Source organism: Maribellus sp. CM-23 (assembly GCF_021354595.1).
Lineage (GTDB): Bacteria > Bacteroidota > Bacteroidia > Bacteroidales > Prolixibacteraceae > Draconibacterium.
On sequence record NZ_JADWYJ010000003.1, the window covers coordinates 725907 to 742707 of the forward strand.

The 16801-nt window shown below is 45.7% G+C and carries 11 protein-coding genes; 6 read left to right on the forward strand and 5 right to left on the reverse strand.

Annotation, left to right across the window (positions count from 1 at the left end):
- Positions 1-125: 125 nt before the first annotated feature.
- Both INQ51_RS13840 and INQ51_RS13845 read right to left on the reverse strand, forming a co-directional pair.
- The gene (locus INQ51_RS13840; protein ID WP_233378560.1) at positions 126-1865 is read right to left on the reverse strand and encodes a M14 family metallopeptidase; all 1740 of its coding nucleotides are present in this window, start codon (positions 1863-1865) and stop codon (positions 126-128) included.
- Between the two features lie 2 nt (positions 1866-1867).
- Complete coding sequence (locus INQ51_RS13845; RefSeq protein ID WP_233378561.1) at positions 1868-3871, reverse strand: M14 family metallopeptidase; 2004 nt, start codon at positions 3869-3871, stop codon at positions 1868-1870.
- A gap of 304 nt (positions 3872-4175) precedes the next feature.
- Here INQ51_RS13845 and INQ51_RS13850 point away from each other — a divergent pair, with 304 nt between their 5' ends.
- The 6 genes from INQ51_RS13850 to INQ51_RS13875 all read left to right on the forward strand — a co-directional run bounded on the left by INQ51_RS13850 (position 4176) and on the right by INQ51_RS13875 (position 12587).
- A complete protein-coding gene (locus INQ51_RS13850; protein WP_233378562.1) occupies positions 4176-6902 on the forward strand; it encodes a glycoside hydrolase family 78 protein in 2727 nt (908 codons plus the stop codon).
- Positions 6903-6982: 80 nt separating this feature from the next.
- Entirely contained in the window at positions 6983-8326 is a 1344-nt protein-coding gene (locus INQ51_RS13855) for a Gfo/Idh/MocA family protein (protein ID WP_233378563.1), read from the forward strand.
- Between the two features lie 135 nt (positions 8327-8461).
- On the forward strand, positions 8462-9400 hold the full coding sequence (locus INQ51_RS13860) for an FAD:protein FMN transferase (protein ID WP_233378564.1): 939 nt from the start codon (positions 8462-8464) through the stop codon (positions 9398-9400).
- Positions 9393-10325: a DUF6807 family protein gene (locus INQ51_RS13865; RefSeq protein WP_233378565.1), complete on the forward strand. Its 933-nt coding sequence runs from the start codon at positions 9393-9395 to the stop codon at positions 10323-10325. Before INQ51_RS13860 ends, INQ51_RS13865 begins: the two co-directional genes overlap by 8 nt.
- Positions 10326-10504: 179 nt before the next feature.
- Complete coding sequence (locus tag INQ51_RS13870) at positions 10505-11818, forward strand: Gfo/Idh/MocA family protein (RefSeq protein ID WP_233378566.1); 1314 nt, start codon at positions 10505-10507, stop codon at positions 11816-11818.
- Positions 11819-12248: 430 nt separating this feature from the next.
- Positions 12249-12587 (forward strand): hypothetical protein, encoded by a 339-nt coding sequence (locus INQ51_RS13875; RefSeq protein WP_233378567.1) that lies wholly within the window; start codon positions 12249-12251, stop codon positions 12585-12587.
- 176 nt (positions 12588-12763) lie between these two features.
- Here the strand turns inward: INQ51_RS13875 and INQ51_RS13880 are convergent, their stop codons facing one another.
- The 3 genes from INQ51_RS13880 to INQ51_RS13890 form a co-directional block, all read right to left on the reverse strand.
- Positions 12764-13480 (reverse strand): hypothetical protein, encoded by a 717-nt coding sequence (locus INQ51_RS13880; RefSeq protein WP_233378568.1) that lies wholly within the window; start codon positions 13478-13480, stop codon positions 12764-12766.
- Between the two features lie 745 nt (positions 13481-14225).
- Positions 14226-14999: a hypothetical protein gene (locus INQ51_RS13885; RefSeq protein WP_233378569.1), complete on the reverse strand. Its 774-nt coding sequence runs from the start codon at positions 14997-14999 to the stop codon at positions 14226-14228.
- 472 nt (positions 15000-15471) lie between these two features.
- Complete coding sequence (locus INQ51_RS13890; protein WP_233378570.1) at positions 15472-16191, reverse strand: DUF6261 family protein; 720 nt, start codon at positions 16189-16191, stop codon at positions 15472-15474.
- Positions 16192-16801 lie beyond the last annotated feature (610 nt).

Genomic DNA, 16801 nt, shown 5'->3' on the forward strand with positions numbered 1-16801 from the left:
TTTTGGTTTAATTTGAGGTATACAATATAAAGGTAAATGATTGAATAAGAAAGAATACCGAGTCCCAAAATGAAAAAAAGGAGGACCTGGTAACCAAGTCCTCCTTAACAAAAACTAAACAGCATTTATAGTGTAACAGACGTGTTCACATTTTTTGCTTTTGTTGAAATGTAATCAAAATTTACTTTACCCTTGCCTTCTATGATAAATTCATATTCGGCAATACTGTTGCCCGGCATGGCAAAAAACTGTATTTCCGGTTTTACTTCTTTATACGACACCTGGTCCAAACGATAGTTGCTGATTTTTCCACCTGCGATTACTTTTCCGCCTGTAACTTTCAGGTGATCGATGGAATAAAGTTTGTCTTTCACAGCTTGTGCGGTCATCGATGCCAGGCCTTTTTCATTTTTAAGACGTACCCGCACCTTGTGCAGATCTTTTCCCATGTTCTTTACCTCAAAAACTTCCATCGATATTTCCGGGGTATTATCGGCAGCCAGCAGCACAACCGATGCATTGCGGTGTACCAATTCGGGCAACATAAAGGGGTGGGGAAGCCGCGAACTCATTTTTACCCAGCCACCTATCTCGATATCGCCGTACACCGGATGTTTAAAAGGCTTCCAGTCTTTGTACAGCTCGCCCTGGGTAACATTGTCGCTGAATTTGAGTTGTTCTCGTTCCTGCTCGTTGCGGTTATCACGCCCGCCTTGGGCTTGTTCGCCTGTGGCAGGAGTCTTTTTTGCTTCTGAATAGGTTTGTGTTTCGTTTTGGAATAACTCCCCAACCAACGCATACGATCCAAAAACAAAGAAGAACTGGCCATCCGTATCTCCGTAAGTTGGGTACAAATCATGGGAAGGCATATACACGTAGCCGGGAGTAATTTTTATGGCTTCCTTTCCAATCACGTCGTACGAAGCAATGTCCGATGCCGGAATCTGGATGGATTTTTCGGAAGGCACACGCAGCCACATTCCTCCCGAGTTATGGAAGGCAAAATTCATAATGATATTCGGATGTTTTGCCACGTAATCGTTGGTGGCTTTTAGTCCAACTCCTGACAAGGGAAAATTGCCTGCACCCCGTTGTACGTAAGGAGGCATCCAGTGATATCCCCAGTTGCGGTTCGGATCAAGATAACCTTCTGCGTCTTCATTAAAACGGCCATCGCCGTCGTTGTCGATTCCTTCCGATCCCAAAAGAGTGTATTCTCCCTTTTCGCCGGGTTTAACACGGACAAGAATTCGGGGATCTTCCGGATCAGCTTTGTAGGCGCCATTCGGATCCTTGATGCGCATCTGGCAGATGTTTCTGTCTCCGTCAAGATCGTCGGGAGCATCTTCATCAAACAGTCCATCGTTGTCATCGTCTTTGGGAACGCGGATACTTCGGCTCGAACTGGGCGTGTGGGCATCTTCAAAAAAGTGAGCACGGCCGTCGACATTTACCACCGGAACAATGTAATGCACGTTCCGGTCAACCACTTTAGTGATTTTTTCGTTGGTTCCGTATTTCGTGAGTAACATATTGGCGTAATACAAACAAACTTCTCCTGCCTGTATTTCATTTCCATGAATGTTTCCATCTACCCAAACACCCGGTTTTTCAAGTTCTGCCCCGGTTTTTGAATTGTTGATCTTCAGTACATAGATCTTGCGTCCTTCCTCGCTTTCTCCCAACGACTCCAGTTGGGTTAAATGGGGGTAGGCCGCATGTAAAACTTCCATTGCTTTTACAACTTCCTCGTAATTGTAGTACCTGTCGAATCGCAGCGGAACTTCAATTTTTCCTTCGCCGGTAGCCCATACTGAAAGTGCCAGTGAGAAAATTGCGATGATTGAGAATATGCTTCGTTTCATGATTAACCTCCGATATTAAATTGTTTGACAACATCTGTAAACACTGCCGATTCAAGGCTTGCAGTTACTTTCTGGTTTCTATCGGCCTTTACCAGCCAGGTAAATTTCTTCACCTGATTGGCTCCGATCGGCCCGATGGGTGTACGTTTTTTGCCTTCCAGCAGTTCAATCTCACCGGCCAAAATAAGAACAACCGGTGCGGGTTGGCTGTTGCGTACTCCGATTGATATTGGGTAAGGAAGCTTACCGTTGTTGGCTACAACGATCTCCAGTTTGTAAATGCCGGCACCTAAATCTGTAATTTTTTCCGATTCGATGGCGATCTTGGGTATTTGCCGGGTTAGTTGCAGCAACCAGGGAAGCTGGGTTTTTGCAAGAGAGTCAATCAACTCCGCTTTTGGGGTGGTTTCGATATACGGCGCAAAACCGCCTACTTCCACTTCCCCCAGTGTGGGATGATCTACCTTGCTCCAGTTAACAAAGCCCTTTCCTCCGAGCTCTTTGTCAGAATAGGCAAGCAACGTTTTATCCTTTTCGCTGGGTTTTCCTTCTTTTTCTTTTTTAGGTGACTTTTTTAGCATTTCCACCATTTGTTTGGGTGTGAAATCGCCCCCTTCCATCATCTTGATGATTCGTTCAGCATTTAACTTTTCAGGCGCATTGTTGGCTTTCAGAAAGCCATTGATCTTTTCCTGTCCGACAGCGATAAAATCCTCACTGCTCATTTTTTCCACTTCGTCCGTTGAAAGCACATCGCCTTTTTCCGCTTTTTCTTCTTTTATTTTTGGAACAGAGAAGAGGTTCATACTGAATGAAGGCACTCCCAGGTGGTAGTATGCCCACAATTCAAAAGATCCGTCTTTGGCCGGAGTTGGATCAAGCGTTTCCGTGCTGAAATTTTTGCTTTTCAGGTATTCTTTGTAATCATCGGATAAGGCGTTGTAAAAAACAAGGTCCTCTTCCAGCGGATTTACAGCGGCTCCCAGTCCCAGCATTCCGGCTACCATGGAAGGTGTTAGCTCAGCTCCGGGCATCTGTTCTTTGATTATTGCCATTACTTCGTCCATGGTGTAGGTTTTCGAAGGATCGGCATTCAGCATGCGCGCATAACGGCCCGGTATGCGAATACTTTGCAGGTTGGCGCCCCCTTTTCTTCCTCCTTTGGGCGGAACCAGGCAAAAGTTGGAAGTGCCCAGGGTGTAAACCATGGCAATTTCTGGACGGTCGAAAATAAAGCGCAAAATGCCGTATACTTCCGGAGTTTCTCCTGAATATCGTCCGGCTTCGGCATTGTTGTATGGGAAAAGATGAGGAAAGGCGATTCCTACATTGATTCCGCCGGTTCCGTCTTCATTGTATGCACCGTCTTTATCGTTATCAATACCCTCGGTGTACAGCTTGTAGATTCCGCGTTCTCCTATATTTGCATCCGCTTTTTCCAGAATACGCGGGTCGTTCGAGGATACCACGTATTCACCTTCCGGATCTTTTACTCGCATCTGAGTGATCAATCCGTCGCCGTTCAGGTCTTCGGGCCCGTCCTCGCCGGTGGCTTCATCGGCATCGTTGTTCACCGGATAAAGATTGGTTGCAGCTCCTGTTTTGATCACAGCAAAATAATCTTTTGAAGCATCGGGATTGGGTTGCGGCATGATGTACCACTTCAGGTTTTGAGTGTACTGCGTTGAATCCAGCAACATTTGAGCTAGGTAGAGCGCTCCCTCGGTAGCAAGCGGAACATTTCCCTCGAAATTGGCTCCAACAAAAACAGCCGGCGCGTCGTCAAGGTTTGTCCCGATTTCGAGAACAGAGACGGACGCTCTGCCCGGACTTACCGCAATTTGATGCAGCTTTGTATTTGCCAAACCCGATAGTTGAGTCAGCAATTGCTGTACTTCACTGGGAGTGTGATACTTCTCAAATGAGGCAGCAGTTTGTGCCGTTAAATGCCTGCCCGGATACAACAGGCAAACCGAAAGCAACAAATAGAACAGTTTCTTGTGCATAATTTGTGTTTTTTCAAGTAATGAATCGTAAAACAAAAATTGATTTATTAGGATCTTATAAGTTCAATTAGTGATCAGAACAGATTGTTAAGTTACATTTTTTTCAAAAACAGTAAATCCATGCTATCCTTTTTTCTGAGAATCTTCCTGAAAATGAATGGATATTGGCCCCGTCCGGGCATTTTTTGCTGAACAGTGCAGGTATTGCGAGAAGCGATCGAAATTAGGAGAGTCATAAGTTGCTTGTCCTCGCGAGAAAAGATATATTTAACCTTCGAAATGATCTAAACCAAAAACTAATAGCATGAGCCTGAAATCTTTTATCAGAAGAAACTTTCTGATTCTTTGCTTGAGTTGTTTTTCGCTGTTGTTAGTCGCCAAAACTACGGTAGTGAACAAAACGTGTGAATACCACGTGAATCCGATTGGGATCGATATTGTGCAACCTCGTTTGAGCTGGCAGTTACAGTCCGACGGGCAGAACATTATGCAGTCGGCCTACGAAATACGCGTAGCTGCTTCGGAGAGCGCATTAAACAGCACGGGAAAACTTATCTGGACTTCAGGAAAAGTAATTTCCACCAAATCGGTAAATGTGGTTTACGAAGGACCTGCTCTTGCATCCATGCAACGCGTTTACTGGAAAGTTCGCATTTGGGACCAGGATGGAAAAGCAAGTGCCTGGAGCCAGCCTGCATTTTGGGAAACCGGTATTCTTCAACCTTCGGAATGGGAAGCTGAATGGATTACCCTGCCCAATGAGCCTGAAAACAAAACTTCACTCCCTGTGCATTATTACCGGAAAGAATTTTCAGCGTCGAAGAAGGTGAAGTCGGCAAGGATTTATGCTACTTCGCACGGATTGTATGAGTTATTCCTGAACGGCGAGAAAGTGGGCGACCAGCTTTTCACTCCTGGATGGACGAGCTACAAAAATCGCCTGCAATACCAGACTTATGATGTTACGGATAGGCTGGGCAAGAGCAATGCCATTGGGGCACTTTTGGGAGACGGGTGGTATCGCGGATACATTGGCTTTAGTGGGCAACGAAGTTATTATGGAGACAAAACATCGCTGCTTGTGATGCTCAAAATCGATTATACCGATGGAAGCAGCGAAGTGATTTCGAGCAACGACAGCTGGAAAGTGACAACGGGGGCTATTCTTGCTTCGGATATATACAACGGTGAGATGTACGATGCCAATCTGGAAATGCCCGGTTGGAAATCAAGCAATTTTGACGATTCTTTGTGGAAGCAGGCGGCGGTTGTAGCGCTTTCAAAAGATATGCTGGTAGCGCAGGAAGGTGTGCCGGTGAGGGCCGTTGAAACGCTTCAGCCCATTAAAAAGATGAATACTCCTGCGGGAGAACTGGTTTACGACATGGGCCAAAACATGGTGGGAAATATCCGGATCAGCCTTAAAGGCAACAAAGGAGATAAAGTAGTGATGCAATATGCCGAAGTGTTGGATAAAGACGGAAATTTCTACACTGCCAACCTGCGCGCTGCCCAATGTACTGACACCTATATTTTTGCCGGGGACGGGGAAGTGGTTTACGAACCTCATTTTACCTTTCACGGTTTTCGTTTTGTAAAAATCAGCGGAGTTAGCAAAGAGCCAACTCTGGAGGATATCAAAGGAGTTGTGATTCACTCGGATATGCCTGCGACGGGTACTTTTGAATGCAGCAACGAACTGATCAACCTGTTGCAGCACAATATTCAGTGGGGACAAAAAGGAAATTTCCTGGATGTGCCAACCGACTGTCCGCAACGCGACGAACGCCTGGGATGGACCGGCGATGCACAGGTTTTTAGTATGACCGCAGGCTACAATTTCAACGTGGCCGGTTTTTATACCAAATGGATGAAAGATGTGGAAAGCGACCAACTGGAAGACGGAAAAGTTCCGCATGTGATTCCGGATGTTCTGAACAAACAAGGCGGGGCAACCGGTTGGGCCGATGCCGTGGCTGTTATTCCCTGGACGGTTTACAAAATTTATGGTGACACCCGCATTTTGGAAGAAAGCTACCCGGCGGTTACCAAATGGGTAGGGTACATGCAAAGCCGTGCCGGTGATGATTACCTGTGGACCGGCGACAATCATTTTGGCGATTGGCTGGCATTTGCCACCACTCGTTCCGACTATCCGGGAGCTACCACCGAAAAAGACCTGCTGGCCACCGCTTATTTTTATTATACTACCACGCTGACTGCAAAAATGGCTGGTATTCTGGGGAAAACCGAAGATCAGAAAAAATACGGGGAGTTGGCAGCCAACATCAAAGAGGCTTTTACAAAAGAGTTTGTAACGCCCAACGGACGCCTGGTTTCGCACACGCAAACGGCTTATGTGCTTGCGTTGTCGTTTGGATTGATTCCTGACGAACGGATGGAAAATGCTGCTGCTTACCTGGCGCAGGATGTCAGCAAGTTTGGCCATCTTACTACCGGATTTCTGGGAACTCCCTTGCTCTGTCATACGCTCTCGGGAATCGGGCGCGATGACCTGGCTTTTATGTTGCTAAACCGCAAAAAATACCCGTCGTGGTTGTACCCGGTAACACAGGGGGCGACCACCATTTGGGAGCGCTGGGACGGACAAAAGCCCGACGGAACTTTTCAGGATGTGGGCATGAACAGCTTTAACCATTATGCATACGGAGCCATTGGTGAATGGCTGTACAGCTGGGTGGCCGGAATCAGCATCGATGAGGCCCATCCAGGGTACAAGCATTTTACGCTGGCTCCCCATCCGGGAGGTGAACTTACCTATGTGAACGCAAGTTTTGAGTCGGTGCACGGACGTATTTCTTCCAACTGGAAACTGAAAGAAGGCACTTTTGTTTACGATGTTGAAATTCCGGCCAACACAAGTGCGCAGGTAGTTTTACCCAATGCCGGACTGGAAGCCGTAAAAGCGCAGCTGACTGATACGGTAAAAGAAGTAAAACAAATAGGAGATGATGTGGTGGTAGAGCTCGGTTCCGGGAAATACCACTTCAGCTATCCGCTAAAGAAATAAAATAAATCTTTTGATAGTTTTGTGATGGGGTGATGAGAAAGGACGTAGAACGGAATTATCAAATACAAAAAATTAAGAGTATGTCTGATAGAAGAGAATTTTTAAAGAAAATGTCAGTAGGGGCAGCCGGTGTGGCCATAGGTGGCAGCGCGGTGGGCATGTCGGCAAAGAGTTACAACAGGATCATCGGTGCCAACGATAAGCTAAACCTTGCAATTTTGGGGTTGGGGCGTCGTTTGGGGGCTTTCACCGAACCGATTGCGCGTAAGGAAAGCAATGTGGAGCTGCTTTATTTGTGCGATGTAATGGAACATCAGCGTACCAATGCCGCAACCCGTTTTGCTAAAGTGTTGGATTACCAGCCCAAACTGGAAAACGATTTCAGAAAAATTCTGGAAGATCCGAAAGTAGATGCGATCATTAATGCCACGCCCGATCACTGGCACACACCCGGATCGATTATGGCCATGCAGGCCGGCAAGCATGTGTATGTTGAAAAGCCCTGCAGCCACAACATGCGTGAAAATGAAATGATTGTTACGGCTTCCAAAAAATACGATAAGGTGGTGCAAATGGGAAACCAGCAGCGTTCTTCGGGGCATACTATTCAGATTATTAAGGACATTCACGCCGGAGCGATTGGGGTGCCATATCGTGCGGTTGCTTTTTACCTCAACACAAGGGGAGAAGTGCCTGTGCAGAAAAAAGCAGCTGTTCCGTCAGGTTTGGACTGGGAAATCTGGCAGGGGCCTGCCATCCACCGCGATTATACCTCGGAAACATGGGATTACAACTGGCACTGGTACGGATGGAACTACGGTACCGGAGAGCTGGGAAACAACGCCACACACGAGCTTGACGTGGCACGCTGGGCTCTGCAGGTAGATTATCCGAACAATGTGTTTGTGGAAGCCGGAAAACGCCACTTCTTTGAAGATGGCTGGGAAATGTACGATTCTATGTATGCAACCTTTAAGTTCGACAACGATAAAGTGATCAACTGGGATGGAAGAAGCCGCTCGGGCCAGGATACTTATGGTTTTGGGGGCCGCGGAACGCTCATTTTTGGTAGCGAGGGATCAGTGTTTGTTGACCGGGGAAAATACATTTTGTACGACCGTGCCGGAAAAGTGGTTCGTGAATCCGGCGGTTCATCCAGTGAAGCCGGAACTGCCTTGGGTGGCGGTGGAGACACTTCCACCGATCACGTAGCAAACTGGCTGGAAGGAATCCGCGGAAACCAGACACTGAACGCACCGATTGCAGATGCAACCGTAAGCCAGGCCATGGTTCACCATGCCAACGTTGCCTATCGTATCGGTCATGGTTTTGATATCTGTACCAAAACCGGTTTGATGTTCGATCGCGAAGCCATGCAGCTTTGGGGGCGCGAATACGATCCTGCCTGGGAACCGAAATTGTAAAAACTGATTTGATATAAACAGAACGAAAGGGCCTTCTCGCGGAGGTCCTTTCTTTTGTTACGGGCATTTTGATAGTTTTTGTCAGAGAGATTCTTAATTTTACCGGCAATGCAATAAACCAATAAAACAGTACTTATGTCAGAGCCTACTATTTACAGTGATACTTTCGGCCTGTTTGGGGTAAACACCGATGTGGTGCTGGTGGGAGTGGAGGAAGACCACGCCCGAAGAGTCACTGACTTATTAAAAGCCGAACTGGAACAACTCGAACGCGAAATAAGCCGTTCCAATCCTTCTTCCTTTGTCCTGAAAACGGATCATTCACCCAAAGATAAATGGATCAAATGCTCGCCCGACTTTTTCGATGTGTTGCTGCTTTGTTCCGATTTTTATGAAATGAGCAACGGAGCCTTCGACATTACAATGGGGCCGCTTGCTGCATTATGGAGTTCTTCAGAAGAGGTGTCGGAAGAAGAAGTACTGGCGGTTAAACAATGCTGCGGCTTTGACAAAGTAGAGCTCGATCCCGAACATTTGCGTTTTCGCTTTCTGGAGGAGGGGATGCAGCTCGATTTTTCCTTTATTGAACTGGCGTATGCCCTCGATTTGCTAAAACCCTTGCTCAAAGATGAAGGCGTGGAAAATGCCATCGTTAATTTTGAAGAAAGGGCTGTGCTGGCACTGGGGCATCATCCGGTGGGAGAGGCCTGGCCGATTGGGATTCGGAACATGCAGGACCCGCACGAATTTTTGCAGTTTTTTGAGATGAAAGACAGTGCCTGCATCAGCGACGGAACCGTTTTTCTTCGGGAAGATGCCGAAGGAATGCAGGAAAGAGTGCTTGTGAATCCCGAAAGTGGTGACGTGTTGGAGGGTGTAAAAACGGTTTCGGTGAAAACCGGTGCGGCCACCATGGGAGCATTTTTGGCAAGGGTGTGGCTCATCCTTCCTGAAAATGACAAATCGATTTTAGCCGATCAGTTGCGCGATATTGAAATATTTGAAGCGGAATACCTGGAAGATGACATCCGGACCAAACTAACGATATTAAACGGAGAGGAGGAAGATGAGTAAAGTTATCCTGCTGTCCTTTGTTGTTTTCTGGTGGGGGATAACCGCTGTTTCGGCGCAGTTATCCATGCAGAAAACCGGCGAAGGAATCCTGATCACCGAAAATAAGAAAGAGGTTTTGCTGTATCGTACCACTCCCAAAAGCATGAACGGCGAGTACGAACGCACCAATTATATTCACCCTTTGTATAGTTTGAACGGAAAGGTGCTGACCGAGGATTTTCCTTCTGATCATCCGCACCACCGGGGCATATTTTGGGCCTGGCACCAGGTGTGGATCGGCGAACAAAGAATAAGCGACGGGTGGGAGCTCAAAGACTTTGAGCAAACGCTCACTGAAGTTGAGTTTATGAAAAATTCCTCCGGGATTGTGGAGATAAAAACCGAGGTGGAGTGGAAATCCGAAAAATGGAAAAAGAAGGGGGAGAAAGTTCCTTATCTGCAGGAAAAAGCCTCAATCACGGTTCATCCGACTACCGGAAATGTACGGAAAATTGATTTTGAAATCCGCTTACTGGCCCTTGAAGAAGGATTGAAGTTGGGCGGAGCGGAAAATGAAAAAGGCTACGGAGGCTTTTCTGTTCGGCTCGATTTACCAGAAGATGTTGCTTTCTCTGGTTCCGAGGGTAAAATTGAACCGCAGGAAACAGCTGTTCAGTCAAACGGGTATGTACAGGTGTCGGGCAGTTTTGATCCGGAAAAGAAAGAAAGCGGAGTGGTCATGGTCGATCGTTCCGAAAATCCCGGATATCCGCAGCCCTGGATTCTTCGTGCAAAAAACAGCATGCAGAACGTGGTTTGGCCCGGTAGGGAAGCGGTGGCTGTTTCTACTGACAAGCCGGTAGTACTGAAATATTCACTTCTGGTATACCAGGAAAAACTGAACAGAAATAAAATTGAAAAGGTCATGGGGCGGAATTGTCCGTAAAGTGGCTTTCAATGCGTAAATAAAATGTTATTCAAGGTGAATCGGTCAAGCGGTTTGCCGGGATTTCTTCAGATTTAGCTTATTTTTAAGGGCAATATCCAATAAACCTAAATTTCGTGGTCTGTCATCGTAAAGTTATTTTCAGTAAGCAGGCCGCAGAAATCAGAAAAATATCAGACATGAGTTCTAACAGAAGAGAATTTATCCGGAATTCGGCCATTGCAGCCGCGGCTGTAAGTGTTGCTCCTACTATTTTGAATGCCTGTGCTTCTCCGGCTGAGAAGATAAATGTGGCATTGATCGGTTGCCGGTCGATGGGTTTTAGCGACCTGAAAAGTTTTTTGCGCACCGAAAACAACGTGGACTGTGTGGCCCTTTGCGATGTGGATGCCAAGGTGTTGGAGAGCAAGGCGGCAGAGGTGGAGAAAATGACTTCGAAGCGTCCGGCAGAATACAAGGATTTCCGGCAGGTGCTCGAAAACCCGGAAGTGGATGCAGTGATCATTGGTACACCCGATCACTGGCACGCCAACATGATGATACAGGCTTTGCAGGCCGGAAAACATGTGTACGTTGAAAAACCGATGGGACACAGCATTGAGGAGTGCAATGCCATGGTGGCGGCACAGGCAAAATACCCCGACGTAAAAGTACAGGTAGGGATGTGGCAGCGGAGTTCCAAACATTGGTTCGAGGCGGCTGAAATTGTAAAATCGGGTGAGCTGGGCAATGTACACCTGGTAAAAGCCTGGATCTATAAAGGCTACGACGAACCCTATCCCTACATCGCTGATTCGGAAGCACCCGATTATGTGGATTATGATATGTGGCTTGGTCCGGCTCCCAAACGGCCGTTCAATATGAACCGTTTTCACTACAATTTCCGTTGGTGGTGGGATTATGCGGGTGGAGCAATGACCGACTGGGGGGTTCACCTGCTCGATTTTGCATTGTATGCGATGGATGCAGATATGCCAACGTCTGTTTCTCCGGGCGGTGGTATTTTCTACCACGAAAAAGGAGCCATTGAAACACCCGATATTCAGCAGGCAATTTATGCCTATCCCGATCATACGCTGATTTGGGAGTGTGGCCTGAACCCGGGAATTGGTCCTTACCAACGGGCACACGGTGTAGCTTACGTGGGGCAAAAAGGAACGCTGGTAGTGAGCCGTAACGGCTACGAGTTGATCCCCGACCGGAGCAACGAACTCAAAGGACCGTTCTTTGAAGCCCGTTCACAAAAAGAATATGGCGATGGCTTGGATGAGCATGTGGCAAATTTCCTGGCAGCCATTCGCAAGGGCGATACTTTGAATGCCCCGGTGGAAGTAGGTGCCAAAACCGCGATCGTTTCCGAGATGGGGAACATTGCTTACCGCGTCGGACAGCGCATTCACTGGGACAATGCCAGCCAATCGTTCCGGGAAGACGCAGCCAACCAACTGGCCAAACTGAATTACAATCCCGACTGGCCTTTGCCACGGGTATAGTTTTTCGGGATATATTAACCAATACTTTTTTGCGTATTTGGTTAGTCAAAAGACCCGTTCTTTATGAGTTATAACCATAGAGAACGGGTCTCTTTTGTAATACTGAAAATAGGTGAATCCTTTTTCCCGATGGTTGTGCGGGAGAGAGGGATTTTCCGTTGCCGGCTAAGCGATGGACGGCCAAAATTCCGGATATACAGCCTGCGTATAAGAAACTTTTGTTAATTTAGTGGCTTACCAAAAGGAGACACCCGAGCCGCTTAACAGCAAGAAAATTTTCACCCCGGGAGATGTAAAAAGCGTTTATTACCGTTAGTGCGGTAATACAGAAGCATACATATCAACGTTCCGGCAAGCTTTGGCGATTTTCCACAGGTAAAAAATAAAAGACAAGCGTATATGGATGATTTTTTATTATAAATAACAGGTTATGAATAAGTTTAAGTTTTTGTTTTTTTTAGTTGGATTTCTTGTGATTGCTTCATGTTCAAAAGATGAATTTAAAACCGAGGGAGAGTTAATGGGAGAAAAAGTTCAGCAACTTGCAAATCGTGAAGATATTAGTTCTGTTGTAGCATATCTGGCAGATCTTAATGGAGGTTATACAACCTACCGGAAGAGTGATGAGGCAAGATTTTTTAAGATTGAAGGGCAAGTAATACTCGTTGGCAGGTCGTACTATAACTTAGGTAAACTGGTGAAATACAAGATTGTGTACGATAACACAAAGAGTAAGATTTTAGAATTGTACTTCGAAGGATATCAATAATGCATTTCTCCGACGCTCAGGTGCATGCGCCGGGTTTGGTTGGCAAGTAGTTTTTACCAAAAATTAACCCGGCTCAATGTAAAATCTTGAGCCGGGTTAATGTATCTGAATGTAAGGTCAGAATTTATTCCGATTTGGAAATCGAACAAATCTTCACCTTCTATTCTGTTTTGTTTTTAGGCAGCCAGTTGCCTTTTTCTGAAACGAATTACTGCAAGCAATCCAATGGACAGAAACACAAGAGCAATGGCCCAGTAAGGAACAGGAACAAAAATGGTATTAGGGCTACCGGTACCACCTACCACAAAGGTTGAGCCTATGCTGGCATTCATGGCTGCAATTCCGTCACTGTTTATGGTAATGTCTTCGTAACTACTCGATGGCACTGTTTTATCCAAGGCAACATTGGCATAAATTATTCCATTTCCCAGGTCGTTGTGAATGGCGATTCCGGTGGTATTCGATGGACTGTAATGCTGATTTATGGTCTCATAACTGTTGCTCGCAGCACACAATGTAAAATCAAAAGTTCCGGAAGCCGGCTCTGATAAATATCTTTTTATATGCAGCACAGCACTGGTTATGGGGGGGGTAATGCCATAACTGCTTAAATTGCGTAAATCAACGGCAAAAAAGTTATTATACACAGTGTTGTTATAATCACCACAAATATAATTTGTATTTCCAGCTTGATGTTCACCGGTCTTTTTATACCAGCCACTGTTTAACAGGGGAACCGTAATGCCGTTAATGATAAATGCATTATTGACATCAGAGCTGGAAGAGGAAAAAACAACATTGGGAGTAGCACTTGTAATGGTAGCAGAGCGCAAAACAGGAAGTCCGTCGGGCGTTGTGGTCCCGGTTTGGGCAAAAACAGTTACTCCTGCCATGACATTCAGAATAAGTATGGCAACGAAAATCTTAAGGGAAAGAAAGCATTTTTTCATTATTACATTAAATTTTTGATGAGTTAAAGTGGAATCTATTATGTTCAAATATAGGACATGCAGGTGTTTTTATTGTCATGTGTTTCAATTTTTTTTTGATTTTTTTTTCAATTTTCCATTCAAAGAAAAGCAAGGTTAAGCAGAAGAAACTTCGCATCGGATAAGTTTTCTGCCTCCCGATCGCTTGTGTAAAGTGCTTAATTGTCAGGGAGGTTGAGACGGTGACGAGAGCAGAGGAACGGTTCCTTTTTTAATCCGGATATTCAATAAAACCTATTCTGGCTGACATGGGTTGTTCGGGTAGGCGAGGTGTTTCTGCTTTTAGTGTCTTTTGACTTATTGGCCGTGGTACGATTGCATCTGTGGTAATTCTGCCTTTTCGAGCACCTGTCATTGCGGCGCAGAATAAAAGTATTACGCTTAGCGCCTGTTTCCTGTCGATAACCAGTGAAGTAGGGAACCGTTCTTTTTTTGAGAGGATGGTTCCTTCAAATCGATTCAGGGCTTTTCCCGAGTCTAAAAGTGTCGAATATCAATAACCGGGTTCAACGCGCGGGTTTGGTTGGCAAGTGGTTTTACCAAAAATTAACCCGGCTCAATGTAAAGTCTTGAGCCGGGTTAATGTATGATCACAATTTATTCCGATTTGGGAATAGAGCAGATCTTCACCTTCTATTCTGTTTTGCTATTAGGCAGCAAACTGTCTTCTTCTGAAACGAATCACTACAAGCAATCCAATGGCCAGAAACACAAGCGCAATGGCCCAGTAAGGAACAGGAACAACAATAGCATTCGGGCTACCGGTACCACCTACCACAAAGGTTGAGCCTATGGCGGCATTCATGGCTGCAATTCCGGCACTGTTTAGGGGAATGTCGATGTAGGTATTATTGGGCATTGTTTTGTCCAACACGACATCGGCATACATTGTTCCATTTCCCAAGTCGTTGTGAATCGCTATTCCGGTAGCATCCGAAGGATTGTAATCCTGATTTATGGTTGCATAACTGTTGGTTACATTAAACAATTTATAATCAAAAGTTCCGGAAGCCGGCACTGATTCATATCTGTTCACATGCAACACGACGCTGGTTATCGGTGGGGTAATGCCATGACTGCTTAAGTTGCTTAAATCAACGGCAAAAAAGTTATTAAAAATAGTGCCATACTCAAAACCACAAACATAATTTTGATTTGTGGCTGAATGTTGCCCTGCATTATTAAACCAGCCACTGTTTAACAGGGGAACCGTAATGCCGTTAATAATAAATGCATTATTACCATCGTAGTTAGAATAGCCAAAAACAACATCGAGAGTAGGACTAGAAATGGTAGCAGAGCGTAAAACAGGAAGACCGTTGAACGTTGTGCTACCGGTTTGGGCAAAAGCGCTTACGCCGGCCACGACATTCAAAATAAATACGAAAGCGATGGCCTTCACGGATAGAATTGGTTTTTTCATTATTACATTAATTTATTGTATGGTTTAAAGAAGGATTTATTATGTTCAAATATAGTGCTTTGTTGATGTTTTTTTTAATCATATGTTTCTTTTTCTGATTTATTTTTAATTTTTTCCATTCAAAGAATAACAAGGCTGAGCAGAAGAACGGTTCCTTCAAATCGATTCAGTGCTTTCCCGACGCTGAAAGTGTCGGGTTAGGTGCGATGAACGTCCCTCGTCTGGCGGGATGGGTGGTTAAAAGCGCATTTCGCGGTTCCGGACGAAAGATTGGTGCATCTGCCAAATGTTGAGACAGACTTTCGGAAGGAAGTAGGGAACCGTTCTTTTTTTAGAGAATGGTTCCTTAAAATCGATTCAGGGCTTTTCCTGAGGCTAAAAGTGTCGGGTTAGACTTCATAAAAAAGACCTTCAAGGTATTCGAAACCTTGAAGGTCTGTGTGCACTCGCAGTCATCGTATAACCCCTCCCGCTATTCCATTACCGGTTCTTCGTCTTTTTTGCGGCGTTTTTTTACCACTTCGTTGTTGGCGCTGATTAGTTCGGCCACCAGCCGGGCAAAGGCGCCATAGGTAGGCTCGTCGAGCTGGGTCATTACATTCAGGTAAGGCACCAGCTGGTTGTTGATTCGGTTCACCACCTCTTGTTTAATTTTCGAGGCATTTTCAAGGGTGCCTTCTTCGGCCTGCGCCGACTCAAAAGCCAAACGACTGGCCTCGAAGGTATCGTGCGCCTGTTGCAAAGCCGCAATGTATTCGGCACACTGAGGCACCAGCGCAATGTCGGCCAGTGCTTTGGGCTTGTTTAAATCGGCCAGCAGCGAGTTAAGCAGCGAACTCTCACGCGTAAAGCTTTCTTCTTTTATTTCGAGGCCGTAGTGGTTAAAAATATCGAGCAGGTTGAGCGCCGCCTGGCGGATCAGTGCATCGGGGTGATGCGAAAAACTCACCAGCAGAAAATAAAAGCCGCTTATTTTTTCGTCGCGGATTTCGTCGTTGGTTTTTTGTTCGCTTTTCTCTTTCATCCGCTTAATGGCCGAGGCAAACATTAGCGAATCGTCCTTTAGCGGGTTCATTATTTTCTCCAGGTTGGCATCGGTGTTGAGCGTGGTGCCATCGTAGCCCCGGATAAGTTGCGCCGCGGTGCCGTCAACTTCGGTGTTGCGGCTTGTAAGCATTAATAAAGGAATCATAGTAATAAATTTTAGTTTGACATTGGTTAACCAGTTGCTCCTGTTTGAATGAATTACATGTGGGCAGATGCTTGTGGTTTAATTTCCAACAATTTACGATAATTAGCAGGAAAAGTCCAAATAAAAGAAGAACTAAGATTCATAATACCAGCAACTTGCCTTTTTTATTGCGTTAGCCCGCCAAAGGATGAAAGACTGATTTTTCACCTCGTGTCCATCAGACAAAGGATGAAAAACTGTTCGGTCAGCCCGTGTCTGTCAGACAAAGCATGAAAAAGTGATCTGTCACCTCTCGTCAGCCAGACAAGTCGTGAAAAATTGATTTTTCACCTCGTGTCTATCAGACGCGGCTCCCGCGCGAGTCCCCCCGCGTGGTTGTTTGTTTGGGGAGCTATTCCAGCGTGTATTTTTCCCCCAAAGCGCAATCGAAACAATTCTTTTGTTAAATTAGTGCCTGAACTTTAAGGTGACACCCGAGACGAACAGCAGCGAGAGATTTGCCACCCTTACTTTGAATTCATAGACTGATAACGTTTATAACGCTTACAATTATTTAAAAACGGATACTTAGCTGAATACCTGCGCACAAAGCAAGTAAAGCTAATAGCGA